The sequence below is a fragment of the Pseudomonas putida genome, assembly GCF_001976065.1.
Lineage (GTDB): Bacteria > Pseudomonadota > Gammaproteobacteria > Pseudomonadales > Pseudomonadaceae > Aquipseudomonas > Aquipseudomonas serbica.
In genome coordinates, this window is the sequence record NZ_MNAH01000002.1 from 655,704 (window position 1) to 679,164 (window position 23,461).

Below are 23,461 nucleotides of genomic sequence, written 5' to 3' on the forward strand. Positions count from 1 at the left end.
TGATTGCTCAGGTTCCGGTTCGCTTGTGCGAAAATGCATAGATCGTGTGCGTAGCTGGGGAATTTTAAGCATAGAGAGGTTTCAGCAGAATGTTCACAAGCCAACCCAATGAGGCTGGCGATGTTGGTTAACAACGTGACTTCTGGAGAAACATCATGAAATTTACAAACACCATTGGCGCCGTTGTAATTGCAACGATCAGCATTTTTGCTCATGCAGATCAAGACAGAGTGCAACCCCCAGCTACCCCTTATAGCTACACGATGAATCTCGACGTTGCCGAGGTGATTGCAATGGATGAACCTGATCCAGCAGAGTGCCAAGTGGTCGAGGCGTACATGACCTACAGTACGACCGAAGGTAGCCTGCATCGCATCAGTTATCGGAAATTTGCTCAATCGTGCAACTCTCAGAACTGATGGTTTATGTGCGCCGTCCATCGGCAGTCTGGCTGTGGCAACATCGACTTGCCACGTGACAGGCAGGCACCATAACTCGGCAAAGGACTTATGTGATGTTTGATTGGGAAGATCTGCGCTACTTTTCGGTGTTTGCTCAGGAACAGTCGTTATCCGCGGCCGCGCGCAAGTTGAAAGTCGATCACGCTACTGTCGCAAGGCGAATCAGTGCACTGGAAGCATCGCTGAATCTGAAGTTGGTGGACCGTCGCCCTAGAGCTTACGTCCTGACTGCGGACGGAGAGCGTATTGCCAACCTAGGTAAGCGCATGGAAGTCGAATCCTTTGCAGTGGAGCGAAGTGCTTTAGCAGGCCAGTCCGGGGTTGTCGGAGAGGTCAAAGTCAGCGCGCCACCTGCGCTAGCCTGTTCACTGATTGCTCCACACCTAGGAATGCTTCGCCAACAACATCCGCACCTCTCTCTGCAATTGCTTGGGAACCTGGGCAGCGCGTCCCTCAATCGCCGGGAGGCAGACATTGCCATTCGCTTGAGCCGCCCTACAGAGCCCGATTTTGTCGCGCGAAAAATCACAACAATTCTATTTGCCTTGTACGGTTCCGCCGAATACCTGGATCGAACACCTGCTGATCAACTGACATTCATTGCCTATGACGAGAGCATGGAACAAACCACTCAGCAGCTATGGTTGCTTGAACAGGCTGGTGATCGCCCTATTCTTCTACGCAGCAACGATCTAAACATTCAGGCAATGGCAGCGAAAGCAGGTGTTGGACTCGTAGCGCTACCGTACTTTCTCGGTGAACAATATTCACTGAAGCCTGCTGGCATTTCTGGACCGGCATTAGAACGAGAAGTGTGGCTGGTGACTCATAGTGACATTCGTCATACCGCATCAGTACAGGCCGTCATGACGTTTTTGGCTCAGTGCCTCGCCCGGTAACTTGACGCCGGGGAATATTTCCAGTCGACGGTAAGCGCAACAGCGTCGGTCGACACAGCCCCTTCAGGCGGCCCGCTGGAGGCGAAACGGAACAACAACGCTCTTGCAGAACGTGTCTATTGGAATGATGGTTGGGGCCCGACACGTCCCTATCAACTCCGTGGCAACTGTGGTACTGCGCTCATCTCTCGCGGAACGGCGTACCGCGAGGTCCCAACTGGTTCCGTCCAGCCATCGCGCAGCTTTTATCTTTGGCGCGTTCGCACACTAAAGGGAGACAGCAGCTAGGGTCTTAACCGCCGCCAAGCACGACACTGCGTGCACTGCACGCCAGCGCACGGGCGCATGGCCGATCGAGCCCGAGCGAGACGCTTGCTCCTGGTGCTGAGCGGGCGGCTTGGGGAGGTCCAGCACGCTGCGGGCTTGCGCCCCGGTAGAGAGCAAAACAAAGGCGGACAGCCCAACTGCAATTTTGCATAGGTACATGCTTCAGATCTTCGAATTGAATTGAGGGATAAACGAGTGCTGAGCTGCGCATGCCTGGCGTGAAATACGATCCCGGACCCTGCCAATGTCAGGCGTGCTGCAACGTCACGACGCCCTATTTGAACATTCTAGGGTCGTACATGAAGTCGAACACATCGACCACCTTGATCTGGCTGACCGCTGGGTGGTTGGGATTGATCACAACATTGCGCTCCAGGACCAATACGGCCGAGGGAACGATCAATCCAAGGTGTGCGCTCGACTTCAGCCAGGCTGTCCCGAAGTCCATGCCTGGACGGTCAGCGGGAAGACTTGCCCAACCTTCAGGCAAGGTTTTCGGATCAGGCTCCAGGTAAAGTGCAGCCTCGGCGGGCAGCTCAAAACAGGTGATCTTCATCGGGAACGTAGGCTCGCCCCCCGCATGGACGAAGGTCTCAAGGCAGCAGATAGCAGGCGTCAGCCCCATATACACAGCTGGTACATCCTGATCATTCCACCGCCCTCCTTCGATGGCAGCCCCCATACCTGAAAGATCGATCGCACGTTTCGCCTTTGCGATTCGCCAAGCCCTCATCAGGCTGCACCACCCCATTCAAGGGCATGAAGGACGCGGCGAACCTGCCTGGCGCCTATCTCGGTTTCGCAGAGCATGATCGGTGCTGTTCCGCCGAGAGCTTTATTCGGTGACGACATCCATTGAGCCGCTTTCTCCTGGCTCTCAAAAACCTCCTCGGCCAAATGGCCCACGGTGGCAATTCGATCCAGGCGTTCGGAGGCAACAGAATCCAGGTTCTTGTGCTCACGCCGACGTCTTTCCAAGGTTGAGAAAGATGCATTGAGCAGCGTTTCCAGATTGCGCTCATGGAGGTCGAAGGTCTGTCTGATCGCGTAGACGAGATAGGCGGGAAACCCCTCCTTGATCTGCTTCAGCCGCTCAGAGTCCTTGAGAGACTCTCGGGCGGAACTGAATCGCCAAAAGGCCGCAATCCCGGCTTCACGAGGTTCTTCCTTGGTTTTGGTCGCACGCCCGGCAACCGTTGAAGCGCTCATCAGCACTTCCTCCAAATGAATAATATTTTCAGTCAAATGAACTATAGGCTATCTCATCTTCTCAAGGTACTGCCATCGGGCGGCAATTGATCTGCGGACTGTCGCGGCCAACGTGCACAGGGCAATCCGAAAAGAAACAAGGTCAGCAGCAAGAGTCGGATGTTGATCTTCGGCAAGATGATCGAGAGTGGAATCGCACAAACGACAAACACGAGTTATTACTCAGCGCTGATCGTGCCTACGAAACGCAAGCCAACTTGCTGGTAGTCAGCTGCTCACCTCGAACTGCCCCACCAGTTTCTGCAGTTTATTGGCGTTGAGTCTCACGGTTTCCGCACTGTTCTGCAGCACCACCACGGTCTGGCGCATTTGTGTGGAGCAGTGATCGACCTTTGTGATTGTCTTGCCGCAGTCGAGGCTGCGTTTGTTGAGCTGCTGGATAATCGCAAACATGCTTTCCACCGCTTGATGCAATTGCACGTTTTCCGAAGAGGCGTCTTCGGCCAGGCGCAGGCTGTTATCGACGTCCTTGACGCCCTCCTCCATGAAGCTGACGGCTTTTTGCGTTTCGTTCTGCAGGCCTTCGACCATGTGCCGAATGTCATCGGCCGCACGTGATGTGCGTGAGGCCAGGCTGCGGACTTCGTCGGCGACCACGGCAAAGCCTCGCCCGTGTTCACCCGCGCGTGCGGCCTCGATGGCCGCATTGAGCGCCAGCAGATTGGTCTGGTTGGTGATGTCGCTGATCAGGCCGGTGATCTTGCCGATCTCGGTCATCCTGCTGTCGAGCAACTGCACGCTCGAAGAAGAACGCTCGACCACATCGCGAATGGACTGCGTGCCTTCCTGCACGGCGAGAAATTGCTCGCGGGCGCGGGTGACGACTTCGTCCATGGCCTGTTTCATTTGTTCAGCGCTGGCAGAGGCCTGCTGGATCTCGCCCAATTGGTCTTCGACGATGATCATCATCCGATGCACCGCTTCGGCCACTTCGGTGGACGTGACACCGGCTTGCTGGCTGCGGCCCAGCATCATCTGGTTGGTGCTGCCGACGTTGCCGCTGGCTTTCACCACTTGCCCGACAACCGAGTCCAGATGGTCGATGAAACTGTTGATCCAGCGCGCCATGTCACCGGTCTCGTCGTTGGCCATGCGCTTGATGTCCAGGCGCTGTCGCAGGTTGCCCTCGCCTTCGGCGATGGTCCTGATCACGCCCGTCAATTCGTTCAGCCTTGCGGCGAGACGGTTGGGCCCGAGCCGGCTGAACAGGAACGTGGCGCATGTCATGCAGAAGACCTCGACAATATCGATCACGCCCTGCTCCAGACCGCTGTAATGCTGGACCAGAAAGTTGCAGGCAAAGAGTCCGGTCATGGTCGCGATATAGGGTTTCATCAGGCCATGGCTGAGCGAGCGCCGGCGATAGACTTCCTCCAGGTCGGCCTCGCACATCATGCCCCAGCGGTCAGGCGAACCTGGCAACTGGAAGGTAACGCCCTTGCCAACCACCGGAATGTGCCGGTAGTCCGAGTAACCGGGATACGTCACGAACAGGTTGGAGCCAGCACGGATGGTCTCGCGTACGCCGGGGTGCAGTTGCTGGGTCGACGGGTCGGTAAAGCGCAGCTCCAGTTCGGTGTGGCGTTGGATCTGCACGGTCTTCCAGGGGGTGTGCACTCCGCTTTTGAGGTTTTCACCGTGGGTGAAGGTACCGTCCTCGAAACGTGAGCGCGACAAGGCGGTTCCGGGCTCGATGGCCGGATCAAAACGCGATTGCGCCATGAACAGATAGTTGTCACCCGACTCGGCAAAAATGTGCCCGGCCTCGCGCTGGATGAGGTCGCCCAGTACATCGTTGGGCACGCGCCCGCAGAGGCAGCCTAGGGCTTTGCCGTCAACGCGCAGGGGGTGATAGAACATCAGCGTGACTTCATCGTGGAAGCGCGACGTTGAAGGCCCGATTTGCAAGGTCAGCGGATCGCTGTAAGGACCATGCAGGAACGGCGCCTTCAGTCCTTCGGCCAATGCGCGGGAGTGCTCGAACCGGCTTTTTCCGCGGCGGCTCCAGGTCGACACGATAACCTGGCCGCTGGCATCAACGACAAACAACTCGGAAAAATCTGCCGCCTGGTTGAGCTTGTCCATCAACGAACTGCTGTCGAGGTTGGCGAAATCACGACCGAGGTTTTCCGCAAGTTCCGCCAGGTGTTCCCACTGGTCCCGTGTCCAGTTCTGCAGCAACTGCGCCCGGGTTTCAGCGATGGCTTCGAAGGTTTGTTCGATCACAGGGTATGCCGATCGATTGAGCCAGCACGACCAGCCCATCGTGAGTTTCCCCGTCTTGCCAAACCAGGGTAGCCAGCGCTTCTCGCTTGCGGACAACGGCATGAAATGACTTGATAGCGACATCCACTTAATCCACTGCGACATTGAGATGGCAATTCGATAGCAAATACCAGGCCAATTCGTAAGCACGCTAATCAATTCATCGCGTAAGGCAAGAAGATGCTTGCCCCATGGCCGTTTCATCTCACGCGGTAGGGGCAAGATCAAAAGATCGCAGCCTGCGGCGGCTCCAAAGTAAGGGTGAGGTGTTTGTAGAAGATGAACCTACCCCCAACCCTGAGCCTCCTCGATAAAATGCAGCACCGCACTCGAGCGTTCGTCAATGCGTGAAATCAGCGACAGTTCACTGACCAAGGAAATCAGCGGGCCGACGCTGTATGGCGGGCAAATCCGGCAGGCCACCACGGCCCACCTACAGCGATGGAGGTGGGCCGTGCGTCTCTGCTCTGTCATCAAATGAAAAGAAAGTGTCGCCGAATGCGCGGTCGCCGACCTCGGAATGGGCGTAGAACAGCTCGCGTATCGATCCGATTTGCATGTTCCACACCATAATAATAATCCGACCAGGGATCGCACTTAATGCGCGTGAATTTGCCCGTAACCGACCATGAAAGACTATTTCCCAGCGAACAGCGACTGATCTCCACCACCGACCTTGATAGTCGCATCACCTACTGCAATGACGCCTTTGTCGACATCAGCGGTTTCACCTACGACGAGTTGGTCGGCCAGACCCATAACCTGGTCCGCCACCCCGACATGCCGCCTGGGGTGTTCGTGCACATGTGGCACACCATCAAGCAAGGCAAGCCCTGGATGGGGATTGTGAAAAATCGCGCGAAGAATGGTGATTTCTATTGGGTCAGTGCCTACGTCACGCCCATCTACGAAAACGGCCGCATGAGCGGTTACGAGTCGGTTCGCTCGGTGCCCACCCGCGACCAGATCCGTCGGGCAACGGCGCTGTATGCAAGGATGCGCGCCGGCAAACCGATCGTCGCGTTGAGCGCGCGGATTTTCCGGCCACTGCAGCACGGTTGGCCATTGCTGGTGGCCGGCGCGGTTTCGCTGCTGGCGGATCAGTGGCTGCCAAAGGCCTCGGCCCAGGGGGTCCTGGTGGTGAGCCTGGGCATTTCCTGGTACCTGATCGAGTCCCGTCAACGCAGCGCCATCAAGCGCACCCTGGCTGAGCATCCGAAGGCATTTTCCGACCGGTTGGTTGCCCTCACCTATAGCGACAATCATGGTCCCCAAGGACAACTGGACATGGCCATGCTCAGTGAGGAGGCCCGATTGCAGACAGCCCTGAGCCGGCTGGTCGATGCCGGCGTCAGCGTAAAGGCAAAGGCGGCACAGTCATCCGAGCTGTCCGGTAAGCAAGCACAGTCGCTGGATCGCCAGCGCAGCGAAACCGATCAGTCCGCCGCCGCCATCTCGCAGATGGCGGCCACCAACCAGCAAGTAACGCAGAACGTCATCAGCACCGCGCATGCCGCTGCCGAGGCTGACCAGTTGACGAGGGATGGCAGTGAGTTGGCCGGGCAAAGTCTGCGCGCCATGGAGGCCATGAACACCGCCGTCAACGAAATTGGCCAGGCGGTGAACGCCTTGGCGAGCGAGACGCAATCGATCGGCAGCGTCGTGGATGTGATCACTTCCATTGCCGAACAGACTAACCTGCTCGCGCTCAATGCAGCGATCGAGGCGGCCCGGGCAGGAGAGCAAGGTCGTGGTTTTGCCGTGGTGGCTGACGAGGTCCGATCCCTGGCTCAACGCACCCGCACTTCGACCGAACAGATTCACGGCATTATTGCGTCGCTGTACGAAGGTGCCGACCGCGCTGTCTCGACGGCGACCCGCGGTGAGCAGATTTCCCGCGAAAGCATGCAGCGTGTCGAGGCGGTACAGACTGCGCTGGTCGGCATCAGCCAGGCCGTCAGCCGGATCACCGAAATGAGCCAGCAAATGGCCTCGGCATCAGAGGAGCAGAGTCACGTGACGGAAGACATCAATCAGCAGATCACGCGCATTGCGCAACTGTGCGATCACAGTGCCGGACAGGCCAAGCAAGGTGCGGCAATCAGCCAGGACCTCGAAGTAATGGCCGAGTATCTGCACAGCCTGGCCGAGCGTTTCAACCGATAACCCCAAGCTCAGCGACGGTCGGGCACAGACCGTCGCTGCGGCCCGACAGGACTATGCAAATCCAAGGAACGACAGGACGACCGCCACGATCACCACCAGTCCGACGATGTAGATAATGCTGTTCATCAGTCCACCTCTCAATCTGAACGGGATTGCGAAACGAGGGTGCGACAACTGCCAGATCATCCACCTTCGCTTGTCACTCCATTCGACAACGCACAGGGCGCATCGTCCCAATCAAACCCAGCGGCTTAATGGCAGCGCTGATGGTCCGCTATGCTTCTATCAGCCCACCACTCCGGACATCGACATGCCCGCCGACGAACTCACCCTCCTGCAGAGCTGGCACCACAACGCTCAAGCTTGGATCGAAGCCGTGCGCAGCGGCGCCATCGAAAGCCGTCTGAAGGTCACGGATCAGGCCATCCTGCTGGCGATCATGGGCCGCCAGCCCGAGCGCGTGCTCGACCTCGGCTGTGGCGAAGGCTGGCTGTTGCGGGCATTGGCGGAACGAGGCATCGAGGCGGTCGGCGTGGATGGCGATGCGACGCTGGTCGAGGCGGCACGAGTGGCGGGTGCCTCAACGGTGCACCTGGCCAGCTATGAACAGCTGGCGCAGGCGTCAGTGGATATCGGCCGCGACTTCAACCTGATCTGCGCCAACTTCGCCTTGCTGCACCAGGACATCATTCCCTTGCTCGCAGCCATGAACACCCTGCTCGCCCCCGGCGGCGCGCTGGTGATCCAGACGCTGCACCCGTGGAACGCGGCTGCGGGCGATTATCAGGATGGCTGGCGGGAAGAGACGTTCAGTGGATTCGGTGGGCAGTGGCAACCCATGCCGTGGTACATGCGGACCTTGTCCAGCTGGTTCAATGCCCTGGACATGGCCGGTTTTCGCCTGGCTGGCCTACAGGAGCCGCAGCACCCGCAAAGCCCGGTGCCGCAGTCGTTGCTGATGGTGGCCGAGTCGCGGGAGAAGGCATGACGGCGTAACGGCCACTACCGCGTCGCCAGCAAGCCGGCGCGTCACGCCACAAATCCAAGATACCCCGCAAATCCTGCAGGAGCTGGCTTGCCAGCGATGGCGGCATAACGGCCACCATCGCATCGCCAGCAAGCCTGCTCGCCGCCTTACTATTGATATTTGACGTCCCGGGCCGTGTCGCGGGTGTCCTGCTTGGTGTCGCGCTTGTCCTGGCGACAATCAGCACGGCTCTTTTCATCACCCTCCTTGCATTCTTCCTTGGTTTCCCGGGCGGCGTCTCGCCCTTCCTGCTTGGTATCGCGCGATTCCTGCCGTTGGTCAGCCTGGTCGGTCGCATGGACCGGTAACGCTATGCCGTATGTGCCAGCAGCGAGGGCCAGTGTCGCCAATGCCGTCATGTAAACCCTGCGAAGCATGATTTTTCTCCTGTTCAAGAGTACTCAATCACTGGAGTTCCCCGGTCATTGACCGGAAACACAGGTATTCCAAAAGATCCTCTGGAGTGGGAGTTTTAACGATAGTCGATACAGGCGACCCCACAAGGTCGGGGGCATGGACGGTCTAGAGCATTTTCTCCAGGCCGATCTTGTCGCTGAGCCAGGCCTTGAAGCTGCGCCATGTGCTGCCGGGTTCCTCGCGCAACACATGCAGGCGACCGTCGTCCTCTGCGATCCAGACGACCTCACCGTTTTCCAGGCGAGCCTGGTAACTGAGCGCGGGCGCCATGCCCTCAAGCGCCAGCTTGCGCATGTAGCCGGCCAGTTCAGGGCTGTCGACCAGCACCCCGACTTCAGTGTTCCACAGCACTGAACGCGGATCGAAATTGAAGGAGCCGATGAACACCTTCTGCCGGTCCAGGATCATGGCCTTGGTGTGCAGGCTGGAGTCCGAACCACCACTGAAACCAAAGGAAGAACCACTACTGGGGTCGTCCGGTTGGCGCCGCAGCTCATAGAGCTTCACGCCATGTTCGAGCAGGGATTTGCGATAAGGCGCATAGCCGCCATGCACCGCCGGCACGTCAGTGGCTTCCAGTGAGTTGGTCAACAGGCGCACGTCGACACCGGCATCGGCACGTCCAAGGAGGTAGCGCATGCCGGATTTTTGCGGGACAAAATACGCCGAGATCAGGATCAGCTCCTTGTGGACGGCATCGAGCTCAGGGCGCAGTTGCGTGGCCATCAACAGCGAGCGGGCCGGTTCGTCGTCGGCCAGGACCTTGCTCGGGGCGTCCCACATCGCCGTACCATGGGCCCAGATCAGTTGCTGGCGCCAGGTCGCCAGTTGCGGATGAGTGCGATAAGTCATGAGGTGGTCGTACAGGGCCTGGTTCTCGATACGCATGGCCTGCAGTGATTGTTCCAGGCGTTGGCGGCTCTCCTGCAAGTCTTCGGCGGTCGGCTTGATGATCAGGAAGTCGCTGATCGCCTGGCTCAGGGCACTGTTCCAGTACTGATCGAAGCTGTGGCCCAACTGCTCGGCGACCGGGCCGAGGCACAGCAGGTCCATGTCGGTGAAATTGAGATCAGGCTTGGCGTCGAAATACTCATCCCCCAGGTTGCGGCCGCCGACGATCGCCGCGCTGTTGTCGGCCAGCCACAGCTTGTTGTGCATGCGCCGGTGCTGTTGGGACAGATTGAGCAGACGACCCATGGTGCGGGTCACCAGGGTGCTGCGCCCCAGATGCAATGGGTTGAAGACACGGACATGGATGTTCGGGTGCACGGCCAGGGTGGCGATGACTTCTTCCTGGCCGTCGCTGGCCGTGTCATCGAGCAACACGCGAATCCGCACGCCGCGATCGGCCGCCAGCAGCAGTTCACGCACCAGTGCCCGGGTGCTCAGGCCGTTGTGCACGATGTAGTACTGCACATCGAGACTTTTCTGCGCATTGCGGATCAACTCGGCCCGCGCCCGGAACGCTTCACTGCTGTTGGGCAGTAGACGAAAACCCGAGCGCCCTTCCTGCTGGGCCGCTGCCGCCTGGATCGAACGCCCGAACGCCGACTCGCCGGCGGGGATGGCCTCGCTTTTCTCGTGGGGCAAGCGAGGCGTGGCGCAGCCGGCCAGCAGCAGTGTGAGCAACAGTGCGGGGGCGACCAGGGTCATGGTCAAGGGAATCGTCCTCAATGTCGACGAGAGGGGTTCTGGATTATTTCAGTAAAGCCCAGTTCTGGTTTTCTTCATGCAACCTACCGATTCCCATGGATGAGCTACCCTAGCTAAACCGTTTTTTTTTCGGGGAGAAGATTATGCATCGATTGGTTAAACCATCGGATTATGTTCTTCAGACTGCAATGGACAAAATGGTCTACGTCCTGCCTTGGGAACGCCGTCATTGCCCCGGGAGTCCTACGGATGAGCCCGAGCAAGGCGCCCTGCTCTATAACCAGTACATCCTTAACTTCCTTCATGGCCTGGAACCGCGAACGCCCGGTGAACGCATCATTGAAATCGCGCAATGGTGCCTGGCATTAACCGGTGAACCGGCCAGGGCGTTGGCCGATGATTTGTCCGCGGCCTATCTCAGCCGGTACAGCTTTGTGCTGGCTGATATTTCGAAATACGATGATGAATCGAGAGAGTTTCGCGGGCACCTGGCGCTCTGGCCTGAAGAAATCAAAAAAATGCCGGCCAATCTGGTGATGGCGTTACGAGCTCGGGCTGCAGGCTTATTGTTGGGCTGACGTCTGGGATGGGCGAAAAAAAACGGGGGCAGGTTACGCATCATCAAGTCTTGACCTGCTTACCCCTCGTGAACCGACCGGCAAGCGCTATTCATCTCCAACACTTTCTTTCTCACCCGGTAATGCACGAACCTTCCCGCTGAAGACGCTGAAGCCATAGGTGTTGTAAATGAGGGTTACCGGTATCAGCACGGCAAAACCGACCAGCATGAAGATCTGGCTGTTCGCACTGGAGGCGGCAGCTTGTAGCGTCAGCTGCGGCGGGACAATCAGCGGATGCCAGGCTTTGCTCACGACTCACACGCCGTTTGTTTCACGTCTTCACTTGTGCAGGGCTTTCGCGACGTTTCCATCAGCAACTGATCCACTACCCCTGCCAGAGCGGCATGCGCATTCTCTTGGCTGCGCAAGGCGCGCTCGAAGAGGCTGCGCTGGCGGTCTGCACTGGTTCCATTGCGCAGAATCCGGCGGGCCTGGGCAAAGACGTTTTCCACTCCCAGCGTGCGCGCCGTATCGGCAAGAATCTGCTGCGCCAGGAAAAGCCACTGCTCAGCCGAGAAGGGTCGCTCGTAGCCTTCAACGATGAACGACGCATGGATGCCATGGCGTTTCGCTCGCCAGCGGTTTTCTTTGAGGATCCAGCGCGACGTTTGCGAATAGGCCAGTCCTGGTCGAGGTTGATCAGTCGCGTAGGCCACCAGCACGCGAAACAACGACGCGATGCACAGGGTATCTTCCAGGCACGGGCAGGCATCGGTCATGCGCAGTTCCAGGGTCGGATACCGTGATGCGGGCCTTAGTCCCCACCAGCATTCACTGGCCTGCGTGATCGAGCCGGTACGAATCAGCAAGGCGACGTAAGCGTCGTAGGCAGGCTCGTCCTCGAAGAACTCCGGAATGCCCATCCTCGGCCACTCGTCACAGGCCGTTTGCCGGTAGCTCATGAAGCCGCTGTCAGCACCGTCCCAAAATGGCGAGGAGCTGCTCAGTGCGAGCAACAACGGCGTCCACGGCAAGATCTCGTTCATGACCTGGATACGATCAAGGTGACTCGCAATTTCAACGTGCACATGCAGACCGGATAACAGGCTGCGCCTGGCGACGCGTTGGTAGTCTGCAAACAGTTGGAGAAAATGATGGTGCTCGGTGGCCTGTTGCGCGCGCCAGTCAGCCAAAGGGTGACTCCCTGCGCAGAGCAATCCCAGGCCATATGGCTCGAGCGCACGCCGAATGCTCTGGCGAGCAGCGAACAGGTAATCTTCTGCCTGAGCCATGCAGGTGAAGATGGGCGAAGCCACTTCAATCTGACCCTGGAACATTTCGTACGCGAAACACGGGCCCACCACCGCCTTGCACGCCTCAATCGCAGCCTCGGGCGGCAGCTCCGTCATGCGCCGGGTGGCCAGGTCGGTGATGAAGTATTCCTCTTCAATGCCGAACCTCAGCTGTCTGTTCATCGATGCGCCCTCGGCGTGCACACTCAGTGATAATCCTCTCCCGCTACCGCGCGCAGAAACGCCTCGTCCGCCTTTATTCGCAGGTCGCGCCACTCTTGCCAACTGACAATCCGCAAGCGGTCCATCTCATCCGATTGGCGTAGCAGTTCTTCGTGATAGGCATCGGGAGATTCCATGCGCAGCGCGATGTCGTCGAGCGCTCGGTGCCAGCAATCCAATGCACACAATCTTCGTTCCTGGGACGGCGTCAGCTGGTTTTTGAAGGCGTTCATGGCAGTGCAATCCCGGAGTGATTTCTGAGTGGATCAACTGGGTTCGAGGTCGGTTCATGAGTGCCGACCAGAGGTGTCTGACGCAAAAAAGGGAGGCCGGCGTTCGACCTCCCGCTTTGCCCGCGACGCCTTACGAGGTCCCCAATCCGCGAGACAGATCGGCCGGTTGACTGGAGGCTGCGTGGCCATCCCCTTGCGGCTTCTCCACCTGCGCATGCTCCGTGGTCTTGGTCACCGTATCGCGCACCGTTTCAAATCCCTCCCGCGCCTGCTGCTTGACCTTGTCGGCCAGCTCTGCGCTGGTCTTGCCCATGTAGCGCTGCTCGGTCGCTGTCGAGGGAATTGCCGCACCGAGCATGGCCCCCAATGCGATGCCCGCCGCGGCAACCATGAGCGGTTGTTCCTTCAACAAGTGGCTGACTTGATTGCTCATCACCTGGGTGCTGCGCACCAGTCGGTCGCTGGCGTCATGCATGGCGTGGCTGATGTTTTCGCTGGCAGCGCCCAGGTTATCGCCCAGGTGCGCGGCTTTACCTTTGACAGCCTGGTAGCCCTCTTTCAGGGTGTCCGCCGTCTGGTGCAAATGCTCTCGCGCACTGTCGATGCCCTCACCCAGCCCTTCGGTCCACTCCCCTACCTTGTTGCGCTCCGGGCCAACTGGATAAACCGGACGAGGCGTCGGCGCACGGTTTTGGCTCATCATCAGCCATAACAGCCCCACCGACGTCACTACCACGGGAACGGGATTGTTGCGAACACTGGTTCCAAGGTTGTTCAGGAACGTGGTGCCGTTGCTCTGCATGAACGACAACGCCTGATCAAATACCTGTCCCGGGGTGAATTTGCTTTCCAGCGCATCGACGATATTGCCGATGCTTGCACGCTGTGCATCGATATCACGCTCAATGGCCTCGGGGCTTTTCTGCGATTCAATGTCGAATTCAGTGTTCATGAGACTCTCCTGCGAAGCGCTTCCTGGTCTTTGTTCAAGGCGTCCAGCGTGCGATCAGGTTTCAAGTGGGAGGGTTCGAACTGTTTTTTTCCGGACTGCAGCATGGCGAACCCAACGATCATCACCACGACGCCGACGATCAGCGCCGCCAACCACGGTGCCATGACCATGCTCAAGGCGTAGACCGCAGACATCAACAGGATGATGAACCCCGCCAGCAGCACAATCGCACCTCCGGCAACACCGGCTATGCCGGCCTTGAGCGTCGTGAGACTGGCTTGCAACTCGGCCTTGGCCAAGGCCAGTTCCTTGCTAAACAGCGAAGGCACTTCGCGGGTCAACTGACGTAGCAGGCCGACGACCGTAGCGTCAGGCTCAGGCGTGGGTACCGGTCTAACGCCCGGTAAGTCTTGATCTTCTCTGTTCATCACAGCGCTCCTTTGAAGGATGTGGAATGGGTCGCGAAGTCCGATGGATGATCCTGTTCATTGGGCGAAGCCGGCGTTATGCCGGTGGCCAGGCCAGGATTGTGATCGGTGCGCGATGGAACCGAAGTTTCGTAGGGGCGTTGCGCACCGAAGCCGCCCGACGGAGGCACTGAATGCCCTGCTGCCGGATCGCCGGCATCGCCTTGTGTCGCCGCCGGCGCGGCCCCAGCCTTGAGAAAGCGTGACAGGCCAAAGCCCAATGCAATGCTGCCCGCAATGAACAATGCCGGGTTATTGCGCGCCAACTCGGCGCCGTCATGCAGCAGTTGTTCCGCACTTTTGCCGCGCAGGTTCCCCGCCAGCCCGCTCATGGACTCCGCCATGTCGGCGAGGTAATCGGACATGCCAAGCCTGTCCTGGTCTTGAATTTGCGACACAAAGGATTTTGCTCCTTCGGCCAGCGCCTCGATCTGGTCTGCTGCTGTGTCACGGTATTGGCCGAACTGCTCATCCGCCTGCTGCCTTGCACCGCCAAGGGCCTCAGTCACGTTTTCCTTGATGTGTTGAAAGTCCTGGCCTGGGTCTGGCTGTCCTGGTCCTGATGAGACGGGGTTGCCTGGCTGGCTCCCGGTCGTGCTGTCTGTAGTGTTCATGTCGTCCCTCGCCTTCGGAGTGAAAAAGCGTTAGCAGGGTTCGCCACGAAACAGCCGCAGCCCCCCTATTGCTGATGACGGAGCAGCGTCATGGGGAGTTCCAACAAAATGATGAGTGATGAGTACATCGCAAGAGGGCAGCAAATTTCCTGAACTGTTGCGCGCCGTGGGCTTCTATCGAAAGACCGCATTGGTCATACATCCCAGAACATACTTCGGAGCGCTTGATCATGACTGATCAACCAGTGAGCGACAGTGCATCAAGCCAGGAAAGACCCGCCAGCCGCGTCAGTGAGGGCCTGCCCTATCCGTTAGGTGCGACGTGGGACGGCTCGGGCGTCAACTTCGCAATTTTTTCCGCCAATGCCACGAAGGTCGAACTGTGCCTGTTCAACGCCGATGGCCAGGAAGAAATCGAGCGCATCGCCCTGCCGGAATTCACCAACGAGATCTGGCATGGCTACCTTCCCGACGCCCGGCCGGGAACGCTGTATGGCTATCGAGTGCATGGGCCCTATGATCCGGCAAACGGTCATCGCTTCAACCCCAACAAATTGCTGATTGACCCCTACGCCAAGCAGATTTCAGGTGAGTTGCAATGGGACGATGCGCTGTTTGGCTACACCGTCGGCCATGCAGACGGCGACTTGTCGTTCGATGAACGCGACAGCGCTCCGTTCATGCCGCGCTGCCGGGTCATCGACCCGGCCTTCACCTGGGGCAATACCGCCAAGCCCAACGTCCCTTGGGAGAACACGGTTTTCTACGAAACCCATGTGCGCGGCTTCAGCAAACTTCATCCTTCGGTGCCAGAGTCCGAACGTGGCACCTTTGCCGCCTTCCACCAGAACGATGTGGTCGAATACATCCGCTCACTCGGCGTGACCTCCGTGGAACTGATGCCCGTGCATTACTTCCTCGATGACAACCACCTCCTGGAAAAAGGCCTGCGCAATTTCTGGGGCTACAACACCCTGGGCTTTTTCGCCCCGCATGCGCGCTACATGGCAGGACAGTCCATCGGCGAGTTCAAGGTCATGGTCTCGCGCTTTCACAAGGCCGGGCTGGAGGTGATCCTCGATGTGGTCTACAACCACACCGCTGAAGGCAATGAGATGGGGCCGACCCTATCGCTCAAAGGCATCGACAACGCCAGTTACTATCGACTGATGCCCGACGATGCGCGCTATTACATCAACGACACGGGAACCGGTAACACACTCAACATGAGTCACCCTTGCGTCTTGCAGATGGTGACCGATTCCTTGCGGTACTGGAGCTCGGAGATGGGCGTGGACGGGTTCAGGTTCGACCTGGCGACCATCCTGGGTCGTGAGCCTGAGGGCTTTAGCGAGGGCGGCGGTTTTCTCGATGCCTGTCGCCAGGACCCGGTCCTGGCCAAGGTCAAGCTGGTCGCCGAGCCTTGGGACTGTGGCCCCGGTGGTTATCAGGTTGGTAACTTCCCACCGGGCTGGATGGAGTGGAACGACAAGTTCAGGGATGTCTGCCGTGCCTTCTGGAAAGGCGACGATGACATGCTGGGCGACTTCGCCAAGATCTTTCTCGGCTCGGGTGAGCAGTTCAATCGACGTGGCCGCAAGCCGGCTTCATCGGTCAACTTCATCACCGCGCATGACGGTTTTACCCTTAACGACCTGGTTTCCTACAACGACAAGCACAACGAGGCCAACGGCGAAGACAACCGTGATGGCCACTCTGATAACAGGTCGTGGAACTGCGGTGTCGAAGGGCCTACCGAAGACCCTGAGATCATCGACTTGCGCTATCGGCAGATGCGCAATCTTCTCGCCACGCTGTTCCTTGCCCAGGGCACGCCCATGCTGCTGGCGGGAGACGAGTTTGCCCGGACCCAGGGTGGCAACAACAATGCCTACTGCCAGGACAGCGAGATCGGCTGGATAGACTGGAATGTCAGTGAACAAAGCAGTGAGCTGCAAGAATTTGTCCGTTACCTCATCGAACTGCGCAACCGCCACCCATTGCTGCGCCGCAATCGCTTCTTCACGGGCGAGTATGACGAAAGCCTGGGCGTCAAGGATGTGACCTGGCTGCAGCCGGGGGGTGAGGAAATGGGTGTGGAGCAGTGGCATGACGGCAATAACCGCTGCATGGGCATCTTGCTCGATGGCCGCACGCAGACCAGCGGCATTCGCCGCGAAGGCGTCGATAAATCGCTGCTGATCATCGTCAACGCCCATCACGACGTAGTGAATTTCACCTTGCCGGAAGTACCGAAGGGTCAGCAGTGGATTCTGCAGCTGGACACCAACCAGACGGAGCCCGACCCCGGCGAATCCTTTTCCTTTGGCGACGAGTATCAGGTCACCGGACGCTCGATGCTGATGTTCGAGCTGAAGAAACCTTCGACGAAAAAACGCAAATAGAGGGTCGAGTCGCAAGCGCTACTGATAAAAAACCGCCTGATCGGCGGTTTTTTGTCTTCAGGAACAGTGACAGCGGGGATACGTGCGGTCGAGTGGTCATGTCGATGCCGAGGGCTCGCATAACGGCCAGCATGGTTTGAGCGTGGGATCTTGCACTATGCCGGTTAACTGTAGGCGCTGGCTTGCCAGCGATGGCGTCGGGTCAGTCACCATAGATGCCGGATCTCAGACCGCTATCGCGAGCAGGCTCGCACCTACAGGGGATCTTCACCAGAGCAATGGCGGCGGGTCAGTCGACATCGCGGCTGGATGTTAGACCGCTATCGCTGGCAAGCCAGCGCCACAGGGGATCTTGTTGGTGCCGTCACCCGATCACCCGCGCATACACCGACCTGTCGATATTCCCCCCGGACAGAATCACCCCCACCCTTTTGCCCCGCATCATTTCCCGCTCCTGAATCAGTGCCGCCAGGGCGGCCGCGCCTGCCCCTTCGGCGAGATTGTGGGTGTCGGTGTAATACACGCGCATGGCCTCGGCAATCTGCTCGTCTGTAACCGACACGATCCGCGCTGCGCCTTGCGCGTACACGGCAAAGGCCTCAGCAATGGGCTTGCGCACTGCGAGGCCGTCGGCAAAGGTATCGGCCGACGCGGTTTCGCGTATAACGCCCGCTTCAAATGACAGCTTCGCAGCCGCCGCTTCAGTGGAAACCACGCCCACTACCCGGGTGTTCAAGCCCAGCGCATCGCGAGCGGCGATGACCGCGCAGATCCCCGATCCACAGCCTATCGGCACATAGACGGTATCCAGGTCCGGCGCGGCCTTGAACAGTTCGAGCGCATAGGTGGCCACGCCCTTGACCAGTTCGGTGTGGAACGGCGGCACCAGGTACAGGTCATGGACGCTCGCCAGGCGTGCGGCCTCTTCACGGGCCTCGTCGAAATCGCGACCAGACTCGACCACTTCACCGCCAAAGCCGCGCATGGCGTTGTTCTTTTCCAGCGAATTTGCTTGCGGCACGACTATCAGCGAGCGCAAATCCAGCGCGGTCGCCGCCAGCGCCAGGCTCTGGCCGTGGTTGCCGCGGGTAGCGGTGACAATGCCACGCGCGTCCGGATGGGTGCGCTTGAGCCAGTGCATGAAGGTAATGCCGCCACGCACCTTGAATGCACCGGTAGGCGTATGGTTTTCGTGCTTGACCCACACCGTGCAGCCCAACCGCTCAGCCAGCAAGGGCCAGGCGTACTGCGCGGTGGCAGGCATCACCTGGTAAACCAGGCCGGCAGCTTGTTCGATGTCGTCGCGAGTCAGTTTGTGCATGAGTGGTCTCCTTGAGGTGTTGCCCAGTCTAGTCACAGGTGCCACGCGCCGGCTTTCAGAAAACCGACCTGACTTTTGGCTGCCCTTTTCACTACTATGCTGTTCATGAGCCTTCACAAACGCCTGCAACCCGCATTGCCGTCTGAGCCGATCCGCCGTATCGAGGCCGGCCCCTGGGCAATCGAACTGCTACCTGGCAGCGCCTACGCGGCCCGGTATGTGGCGACCCAGGCGGCGATTGGCTTTGCTTTCGACAGCCAGCGTGGCCAGCACGCCATCGGCAGCGACCGGGTGCAGCCCTTCCTTGCCATGCCCAACGGCCTGGCGTTCGTCCCCATGGGGTGTGACGTCTTGTCCGAATCGCCCGAGGGCGGTGAGTACCTGCGGGTGATACGCACCGATGGTATAGCGCTGCCGGGGGATCGCGCCTTCAACAATCGCATCGATCCGCATGCGACCACCCTCGCCTTGCGAATGCGCAGCGCGTTGTTGCAGGCCAGGGTGACGGACGATTGGGAGGCCTGGGCCCTCGCCTTGGCTGAACGGGCCCAGGGTAACGATGCGCTGCAGACACCGCTGCGAGGCTCGATAACCGCCAGCCGGATGCGCTTGCTCGATGAGTTCATCGACGCCGGCCTCGATCGTCCGCTGGGTGTACAGGCGATGGCGCAGTTGCTCGGGCTGTCCGAGGGGTATTTCATGCGGGCATTCAAGCACGCGACCGGCAGAAGCCCGCACAGTTACCTGATCGACCGCCGCCTCGCCAAGGCGCGTACCTTGATGTGTGACTCGACTTCGCGACTGGCAGAGATTGCCCACGCCTGCGGCTTCAACTCACAGGCGCACATGACGACCGCGTTCAAGCAACGCCTTGGCGTGAGCCCGGCGCAGTTGCGTGGGCTTGCGGTAGCGCTGGCGAGGCTCAAGCCAGCAGCTCGGTGATCCACCGGGTCTGCCGGGCAATCTCCTGCACCTTGTCCTCGGGCACCGCCTGCCGCGCCCGGGCGAAATGGCCCAGGGTCTTTTGCTTGAGGCGCAGCATTCGTTGCCACTTGACCAGGAACGCCGGGCTGCGGACCTGCATTTGCAGCGGGCCGAAGTACAGTTCCTCGGCGCTGTACACCACAGGTCCCGTTCGCTCGGCGACGATGATTTCGTAGTCGAAGCGATTTTCCCGCAGCACTTCCTCGCAAAGGATGCGGTAGCCATTGTCCATCAGCCATTGCCGAAGGGGCTGTTCCCCGCCGTTGGGTTGCAGGATCAGACGCTCCTGGCCGCTCAGGCGCGCCTTGCCGCTGTCGAGGATGTCGCGGATCGTCTCGCCGCCCATGCCGCAGAGGCTGATCGCCGTGATCCGGTCGTGCGGCTCGATCGCCGCCAGGCCGTCGGCCAGGCGCACCGTAATCCCTGGCGCCTGGCCGCTCTCGCGCACGGTGCGTTCGGCCGCCCGGAACGGCGTCAACGCCACCTCCCCGGCCACCGCCGCCGCGATGACGCCCCGGCGCATCAACGCCACCGGCAGGTAGCCGTGATCCGAGCCAATATCAGCCAGGCGCGCACCGGCGGGCACATGCGCCGCTACTCGCTCCAGGCGCATGGACAATGTCTGTTCGTTCAACTGCAGCCCCTTTTCACCGCGAACGTCCGGCACCTTTGGCCGAATCGGGGGCGATTCTGTCGAGTAATGCCCTGCATTTCAAATTTATGCGACAAGGACACCATGGCAGTTGATCGGACGCACGCTCGCCAGGGCCCAGGCCGTCTAGACTGAACAGGCCAACACCGGTTGCCAGCCGCTAAATCCAGGGGAAACGGGATGACCACGATAACAGTGCGCCAATGCTCGGCATGGGTCCTGCCCTCTCTTATCGCCATCAACCTGGTGCTGACAGCGGGATGTTCAGGCAAGTCCGCCACGGCTCGCTACTCGGCCTCGAACATGGGTTCAAGCTGCTATGCCAAGGCACTGCCCACTTCCGGCGAGGGCGGCCTCGCCTGGGGCAACACCTTGAGCATCGCGCGGCAGAAATCTTTGAATAATTGCATTCGCTACGCCGGCCGCTCGGGGGGTACGCCGAGTACCTGCCAGGTGGTGTTGTCGCAGTGCAGGCATTGATTTCTCCTGCAGGAGGAGCTTGCTCGCGATGGAGGTCGACCGATCCTGCAGCGGCGCACCTCAGCGCTGCCCGTCTTTGTGCGCCGGGGCGGCATACCACTGGTCCCGGGGCACCCGCTTCTCAAACTCCGGGTCGCCCAGATAGTGCGGCGACATGATCTGCACCTCGTACTCGTTGAACACATCCTGGATGTTGGCGTGCAACATGCTCAACAACACCGCGCGCGGCCGTGGCTGGCTGGGGATGGCCTGGGCCACGAGGCGGTACTCGGGGTAGAAATCCGACAGGGCTGTCTGGAACACCTGCGCTGGCGGTTCCTCAAGAACACCGGGGGTGCGCCTGGCCGCTTCCAGGAGCATCGCTTCGACCTGTCGCCACGGCGTGTCGTAGCCAATGGTCACCACGGTATCGACCACGTAACCGGGGCCTTGCACGGTGCGCGAATAGTTCTTGGTGACGGTGGCGGTGATCATCGAATTGGGCAGCGTCAGCACTTCCCCAAGGCCGGTGCGGATGCGCGTGGTGAACATGCCCAGTTCAGTCACCGTGCCTTCATATTCGCCAATGCGCACGAATTCACCGGGGCGCAAGGTGCGGGTATAGGTCAGGATCAAACCGGCCGCCGCCTGCCCGACAACGCTGGTGGCGCCCAAGGAAATCATCAGGCCGATCAGCACCGACAAGCCCTTGAACGCATCGGTACCGGCGCCCGGCAGGTAGGGATAAGCCATGGCCAGGGCAAACAGCCAGATCGCCAGCGACGTCAGGCGCTGGGTCGGCTGCAAGGTTTCCTGGTTCAACCAGCTGAAGGTGCCGGGCATGGCCATGCGCCGCAGGATCCGCCGGGCAAACGCCGTGGTGCCCCGGGCAATGAAGAAAATCGCCAGGGCCACGCCGAGTCCCGGTATGGCGCCGACGATGCCCTCGAACAAGTAACCGGCGAGTTCCAGCAGGTAGTTGTTGAGGCTCTCGCCCCAGGGCCGGGTGTAGGGAAACCGCGACAGGACAAAACCCAACCACTCGTAGGTCAGCAACAACACGACCAGCCAGCGCAACACCGCCAGCAAACGGCTGACCAGCGGGTACAGGTAGTTGGCATCGATCACCTGCACCCGCCCGACTTTCAGGGCCTGGGTGTGCCGGTGCATCAGGTCCGGCAGTTTTTTCAGCAAGCGCCGGCGCAGGTAGGCCATGCCCCAGAGCAAGGCCAGATAGATACCGGTGGCCAGCGCTGCGCCCGCCAGTGACCGAAGAATCAGATGCAGGCTGCGCGCTTCCCCGGTTTCGGCCACCACCTGGCGCAATTTGTCGGCGGCACTTTCTGCCGCTTGCCTGACCGATTCGAACTCGCTGGCATCGACATCCTTGGGCGACACGATAAAGGCGCGCTTGGCGCCCAGCAGCACCAGATAACTGTCCTGGATGGGATCGAGGGTGACCCGCAGTTCGTCCACGTCATCCAGCGCTTCGTTGATCGCTGTCCTGGCCCGTTTGACCCGGGTCTGCGGCGTTTCACCGAGCAGCGTGGCGCGAAACTCCATGATGCTGCGATTGGCGATTTTCAGTTCCGCCGGTGCCGGTTGCGGCTCCAGCGGTTTCGCCGCATCTTCGGCCCATAGCAGCACCGACCAGCACATCGCGAACATGACCATCAGTGGGGTGAGCAGCCTGCTCCGCATGCATCGTTTTCCTTACGTCACAAGGTTCTGGACAGGTTACGTATCGCAGCCTAGTCCAGCGATGAACGGTTGTCAGATATCGGCCACTCAGTTGGGGTCGAGCAAACCCCCGCTCCAGTTGCGCGACCGGCGGGTGCCGGTGAACTTCGCCACCCCCATGCCCTGGGAAATCAGGCGATCGCGATAACGAGTGACCAGGCGCCCGGTCTGCTCGGCATACAGCACCACTTCAGAGGAGGGATCACCGGGGCGGCGCAGGATGCGCGCGAAACGCTGGCCTTGGTCGACCAGATCGCCCAGTTCCTTCTCGAAAATCAGCACCCCGGGCTGTGGCGCAAGGATGGTTTCCATGTGGCCCATCTCCACCGCCTCCACCGGCCAATCGACGGGTACCATCCCATCGTCGATGACCCCACAGGCGCAGAGCCAGGCGTACAGCCCCTGGGCATCCTGTTCGGCGAAACGGTCGCTGACGTCGCCCTGCCCGCGCAACTCCAGGGTCGCGGCCATGCGATGCGCGGTCGTGCCCTCGCGCAGCCAGGGCGCGATGATGGTTTCTTCGAAGGAGCCATCGTCGCCGTCATCCCAGATGATCGCCACGTCCATGCGCAGCGCCGCCGCCAGTGCCCGGCCGCGGGGCCAGAAACTGCGGTGCATATAAAGGTAGGGCAGCGCCTCATCGTCGGTGTGCAGGTCCAGCACCACATCCGCTGGCGCCGCCAGTTGCACCAGTTTTTGTTGCCACGCCTGCACGGCGGTCGAAGGTCGCTCCATTGCCGCCGACTGATCGAAGCCACGGTTGAAATTATGCCCAGTCGCATCGTGATAGCGCCCGAGGATCCGCCCCTGGCGAAACTGGCCGATGCCCAGCGGGTTGGCCTGCGGCACCACAGTGATACTGCCTTTGAGCCGGCCCTGGGATTGAGCGACTGCAAGGCGTTGCATCAACAGGTGCAGCACCAGCATGCCGGCGATTTCATCGGCATGCACCCCGGCCTGCAAGTGCACCTTGGGCCCATCCTGGGCGCCCTCGAAGCGCCAGGCGCCGACCTGTACCGGATCGCCATTGTTGTTGCTGACGTTGAACGAAATATCCTGCGCCACCCGCTTGTCCT

The 23,461-nt window shown here is 59.9% G+C and carries 23 protein-coding genes and 2 pseudogenes; 9 read left to right on the plus strand and 16 right to left on the minus strand.

Annotated elements, in window-relative coordinates; all coding sequences use genetic code 11:
• Positions 1-155 precede the first annotated feature (155 nt).
• The gene (locus tag BKX96_RS09500) at positions 156-419 is read left to right on the plus strand and encodes a DUF2790 domain-containing protein (RefSeq protein ID WP_077183608.1); all 264 of its coding nucleotides are present in this window, start codon (positions 156-158) and stop codon (positions 417-419) included.
• A 95-nt stretch (positions 420-514) separates the two neighbouring features.
• Positions 515-1,360 (plus strand): LysR family transcriptional regulator, encoded by an 846-nt coding sequence (locus BKX96_RS09505; RefSeq protein ID WP_077183610.1) that lies wholly within the window; start codon positions 515-517, stop codon positions 1,358-1,360.
• 351 nt (positions 1,361-1,711) lie between these two features.
• On the opposite strand, the pseudogene BKX96_RS33165 reads toward BKX96_RS09505, so the two are convergent.
• The 4 genes and pseudogenes from BKX96_RS33165 to BKX96_RS09530 all read right to left on the minus strand — a co-directional run.
• Positions 1,712-1,846 (minus strand): annotated as a pseudogene (locus tag BKX96_RS33165) (DNA/RNA non-specific endonuclease); the annotation flags it as partial.
• A 115-nt stretch (positions 1,847-1,961) separates the two neighbouring features.
• Positions 1,962-2,420: an RES family NAD+ phosphorylase gene (locus tag BKX96_RS09515; RefSeq protein ID WP_077183614.1), complete on the minus strand. Its 459-nt coding sequence runs from the start codon at positions 2,418-2,420 to the stop codon at positions 1,962-1,964.
• Positions 2,420-2,896 carry an Xre family toxin-antitoxin system antitoxin gene (locus BKX96_RS09520; RefSeq protein WP_077183616.1) on the minus strand — a complete coding sequence of 159 codons (477 nt, stop codon included), beginning with the start codon at positions 2,894-2,896 and terminating at the stop codon, positions 2,420-2,422. The genes BKX96_RS09515 and BKX96_RS09520 overlap by 1 nt, the downstream gene beginning before the upstream one ends.
• A 267-nt stretch (positions 2,897-3,163) precedes the next feature.
• Positions 3,164-5,305 (minus strand): methyl-accepting chemotaxis protein, encoded by a 2,142-nt coding sequence (locus tag BKX96_RS09530; protein WP_077183618.1) that lies wholly within the window; start codon positions 5,303-5,305, stop codon positions 3,164-3,166.
• Between the two features lie 516 nt (positions 5,306-5,821).
• Between BKX96_RS09530 and BKX96_RS33510 the strand changes: the two are divergent.
• The 3 genes and pseudogenes from BKX96_RS33510 to BKX96_RS09540 all read left to right on the plus strand — a co-directional run.
• A pseudogene (locus tag BKX96_RS33510) lies at positions 5,822-6,130 on the plus strand (PAS domain-containing protein); the annotation flags it as partial.
• Positions 6,131-6,244: 114 nt separating this feature from the next.
• The gene (locus BKX96_RS09535; protein ID WP_410454526.1) at positions 6,245-7,387 is read left to right on the plus strand and encodes a methyl-accepting chemotaxis protein; all 1,143 of its coding nucleotides are present in this window, start codon (positions 6,245-6,247) and stop codon (positions 7,385-7,387) included.
• Between the two features lie 310 nt (positions 7,388-7,697).
• Entirely contained in the window at positions 7,698-8,375 is a 678-nt protein-coding gene (locus BKX96_RS09540; RefSeq protein ID WP_077183634.1) for a class I SAM-dependent methyltransferase, read from the plus strand.
• A 149-nt stretch (positions 8,376-8,524) separates the two neighbouring features.
• Here BKX96_RS09540 and BKX96_RS09545 read toward each other — a convergent pair whose 3' ends face one another.
• Both BKX96_RS09545 and BKX96_RS09550 read right to left on the minus strand, forming a co-directional pair.
• On the minus strand, positions 8,525-8,791 hold the full coding sequence (locus tag BKX96_RS09545) for a hypothetical protein (protein ID WP_077183636.1): 267 nt from the start codon (positions 8,789-8,791) through the stop codon (positions 8,525-8,527).
• Positions 8,792-8,936: 145 nt separating this feature from the next.
• Entirely contained in the window at positions 8,937-10,484 is a 1,548-nt protein-coding gene (locus BKX96_RS09550; RefSeq protein WP_077183638.1) for a phospholipase D family protein, read from the minus strand.
• 143 nt (positions 10,485-10,627) lie between these two features.
• Here BKX96_RS09550 and BKX96_RS09555 point away from each other — a divergent pair, with 143 nt between their 5' ends.
• The gene (locus tag BKX96_RS09555) at positions 10,628-11,062 is read left to right on the plus strand and encodes a hypothetical protein (RefSeq protein WP_046819168.1); all 435 of its coding nucleotides are present in this window, start codon (positions 10,628-10,630) and stop codon (positions 11,060-11,062) included.
• An 87-nt stretch (positions 11,063-11,149) separates the two neighbouring features.
• Here BKX96_RS09555 and BKX96_RS09560 read toward each other — a convergent pair whose 3' ends face one another.
• From BKX96_RS09560 to BKX96_RS09585, 6 genes are all read right to left on the minus strand, one after another.
• Positions 11,150-11,356, minus strand: coding sequence for a hypothetical protein (locus BKX96_RS09560; protein WP_179092139.1), 207 nt, complete (start codon positions 11,354-11,356; stop codon positions 11,150-11,152).
• Entirely contained in the window at positions 11,353-12,519 is a 1,167-nt protein-coding gene (locus BKX96_RS09565; RefSeq protein WP_077183640.1) for a carboxylate-amine ligase, read from the minus strand. Before BKX96_RS09565 ends, BKX96_RS09560 begins: the two co-directional genes overlap by 4 nt.
• Positions 12,520-12,542: 23 nt before the next feature.
• Positions 12,543-12,791 (minus strand): hypothetical protein, encoded by a 249-nt coding sequence (locus BKX96_RS09570; RefSeq protein WP_077183642.1) that lies wholly within the window; start codon positions 12,789-12,791, stop codon positions 12,543-12,545.
• A gap of 130 nt (positions 12,792-12,921) precedes the next feature.
• Positions 12,922-13,743, minus strand: coding sequence for a DUF3618 domain-containing protein (locus tag BKX96_RS09575; protein ID WP_077183644.1), 822 nt, complete (start codon positions 13,741-13,743; stop codon positions 12,922-12,924).
• Complete coding sequence (locus tag BKX96_RS09580) at positions 13,740-14,171, minus strand: phage holin family protein (RefSeq protein ID WP_046819163.1); 432 nt, start codon at positions 14,169-14,171, stop codon at positions 13,740-13,742. Before BKX96_RS09580 ends, BKX96_RS09575 begins: the two co-directional genes overlap by 4 nt.
• Positions 14,171-14,824, minus strand: coding sequence for a hypothetical protein (locus BKX96_RS09585; protein WP_046819162.1), 654 nt, complete (start codon positions 14,822-14,824; stop codon positions 14,171-14,173). The genes BKX96_RS09580 and BKX96_RS09585 overlap by 1 nt, the downstream gene beginning before the upstream one ends.
• 230 nt (positions 14,825-15,054) lie before the next feature.
• On the opposite strand from BKX96_RS09585, the gene glgX reads away from it, so the two are divergent.
• Entirely contained in the window at positions 15,055-17,229 is a 2,175-nt protein-coding gene (gene glgX, locus BKX96_RS09590) for a glycogen debranching protein GlgX (RefSeq protein ID WP_046819161.1), read from the plus strand.
• 364 nt (positions 17,230-17,593) lie between these two features.
• Here the strand turns inward: glgX and BKX96_RS09595 are convergent, their stop codons facing one another.
• The gene (locus BKX96_RS09595; RefSeq protein WP_077183646.1) at positions 17,594-18,550 is read right to left on the minus strand and encodes a threonine dehydratase; all 957 of its coding nucleotides are present in this window, start codon (positions 18,548-18,550) and stop codon (positions 17,594-17,596) included.
• A 96-nt stretch (positions 18,551-18,646) separates the two neighbouring features.
• Between BKX96_RS09595 and BKX96_RS09600 the strand changes: the two genes are divergently transcribed.
• A complete protein-coding gene (locus BKX96_RS09600; protein ID WP_077183649.1) occupies positions 18,647-19,492 on the plus strand; it encodes a helix-turn-helix transcriptional regulator in 846 nt (281 codons plus the stop codon).
• Here the strand turns inward: BKX96_RS09600 and BKX96_RS09605 are convergent.
• A complete protein-coding gene (locus tag BKX96_RS09605) occupies positions 19,473-20,168 on the minus strand; it encodes a tRNA (adenine(22)-N(1))-methyltransferase (RefSeq protein ID WP_281431220.1) in 696 nt (231 codons plus the stop codon). The two genes, BKX96_RS09600 and BKX96_RS09605, sit on opposite strands and share 20 nt — an antisense overlap.
• Before the next feature lie 198 nt (positions 20,169-20,366).
• Here BKX96_RS09605 and BKX96_RS09610 point away from each other — a divergent pair, with 198 nt between their 5' ends.
• On the plus strand, positions 20,367-20,666 hold the full coding sequence (locus tag BKX96_RS09610; RefSeq protein ID WP_077183654.1) for a hypothetical protein: 300 nt from the start codon (positions 20,367-20,369) through the stop codon (positions 20,664-20,666).
• Positions 20,667-20,726: 60 nt separating this feature from the next.
• Here BKX96_RS09610 and BKX96_RS09615 read toward each other — a convergent pair whose 3' ends face one another.
• On the minus strand, positions 20,727-22,346 hold the full coding sequence (locus BKX96_RS09615) for a mechanosensitive ion channel family protein (RefSeq protein WP_077183656.1): 1,620 nt from the start codon (positions 22,344-22,346) through the stop codon (positions 20,727-20,729).
• 87 nt (positions 22,347-22,433) lie between these two features.
• Positions 22,434-23,450, minus strand: a complete 1,017-nt coding sequence (locus BKX96_RS09620; RefSeq protein ID WP_046819156.1) for a M14 family metallopeptidase — start codon at positions 23,448-23,450, stop codon at positions 22,434-22,436.
• Between the last annotated feature and the right edge of the window lie 11 nt (positions 23,451-23,461).

What these genes read in the sequence shown, in the direction of transcription:
- BKX96_RS09500 (WP_077183608.1), top strand. Translation starts at nt 156, where the DNA reads ATGAAATTTACAAACACCATTGGCGCCGTTGTAATTGCAACGATCAGC.
- BKX96_RS09505 (WP_077183610.1), top strand. Translation starts at nt 515, where the DNA reads ATGTTTGATTGGGAAGATCTGCGCTACTTTTCGGTGTTTGCTCAGGAA.
- BKX96_RS09515 (WP_077183614.1), bottom strand. Translation starts at nt 2,420, where the DNA reads ATGAGGGCTTGGCGAATCGCAAAGGCGAAACGTGCGATCGATCTTTCA.
- BKX96_RS09520 (WP_077183616.1), bottom strand. Translation starts at nt 2,896, where the DNA reads ATGAGCGCTTCAACGGTTGCCGGGCGTGCGACCAAAACCAAGGAAGAA.
- BKX96_RS09530 (WP_077183618.1), bottom strand. Translation starts at nt 5,305, where the DNA reads ATGTCGCTATCAAGTCATTTCATGCCGTTGTCCGCAAGCGAGAAGCGC.
- BKX96_RS09540 (WP_077183634.1), top strand. Translation starts at nt 7,698, where the DNA reads ATGCCCGCCGACGAACTCACCCTCCTGCAGAGCTGGCACCACAACGCT.
- BKX96_RS09545 (WP_077183636.1), bottom strand. Translation starts at nt 8,791, where the DNA reads ATGCTTCGCAGGGTTTACATGACGGCATTGGCGACACTGGCCCTCGCT.
- BKX96_RS09550 (WP_077183638.1), bottom strand. Translation starts at nt 10,484, where the DNA reads ATGACCCTGGTCGCCCCCGCACTGTTGCTCACACTGCTGCTGGCCGGC.
- BKX96_RS09555 (WP_046819168.1), top strand. Translation starts at nt 10,628, where the DNA reads ATGCATCGATTGGTTAAACCATCGGATTATGTTCTTCAGACTGCAATG.
- BKX96_RS09565 (WP_077183640.1), bottom strand. Translation starts at nt 12,519, where the DNA reads ATGAACAGACAGCTGAGGTTCGGCATTGAAGAGGAATACTTCATCACC.
- BKX96_RS09570 (WP_077183642.1), bottom strand. Translation starts at nt 12,791, where the DNA reads ATGAACGCCTTCAAAAACCAGCTGACGCCGTCCCAGGAACGAAGATTG.
- BKX96_RS09575 (WP_077183644.1), bottom strand. Translation starts at nt 13,743, where the DNA reads ATGAACACTGAATTCGACATTGAATCGCAGAAAAGCCCCGAGGCCATT.
- BKX96_RS09580 (WP_046819163.1), bottom strand. Translation starts at nt 14,171, where the DNA reads ATGAACAGAGAAGATCAAGACTTACCGGGCGTTAGACCGGTACCCACG.
- BKX96_RS09585 (WP_046819162.1), bottom strand. Translation starts at nt 14,824, where the DNA reads ATGAACACTACAGACAGCACGACCGGGAGCCAGCCAGGCAACCCCGTC.
- glgX (WP_046819161.1), top strand. Translation starts at nt 15,055, where the DNA reads ATGACTGATCAACCAGTGAGCGACAGTGCATCAAGCCAGGAAAGACCC.
- BKX96_RS09595 (WP_077183646.1), bottom strand. Translation starts at nt 18,550, where the DNA reads ATGCACAAACTGACTCGCGACGACATCGAACAAGCTGCCGGCCTGGTT.
- BKX96_RS09600 (WP_077183649.1), top strand. Translation starts at nt 18,647, where the DNA reads ATGCTGTTCATGAGCCTTCACAAACGCCTGCAACCCGCATTGCCGTCT.
- BKX96_RS09610 (WP_077183654.1), top strand. Translation starts at nt 20,367, where the DNA reads ATGACCACGATAACAGTGCGCCAATGCTCGGCATGGGTCCTGCCCTCT.
- BKX96_RS09615 (WP_077183656.1), bottom strand. Translation starts at nt 22,346, where the DNA reads ATGCGGAGCAGGCTGCTCACCCCACTGATGGTCATGTTCGCGATGTGC.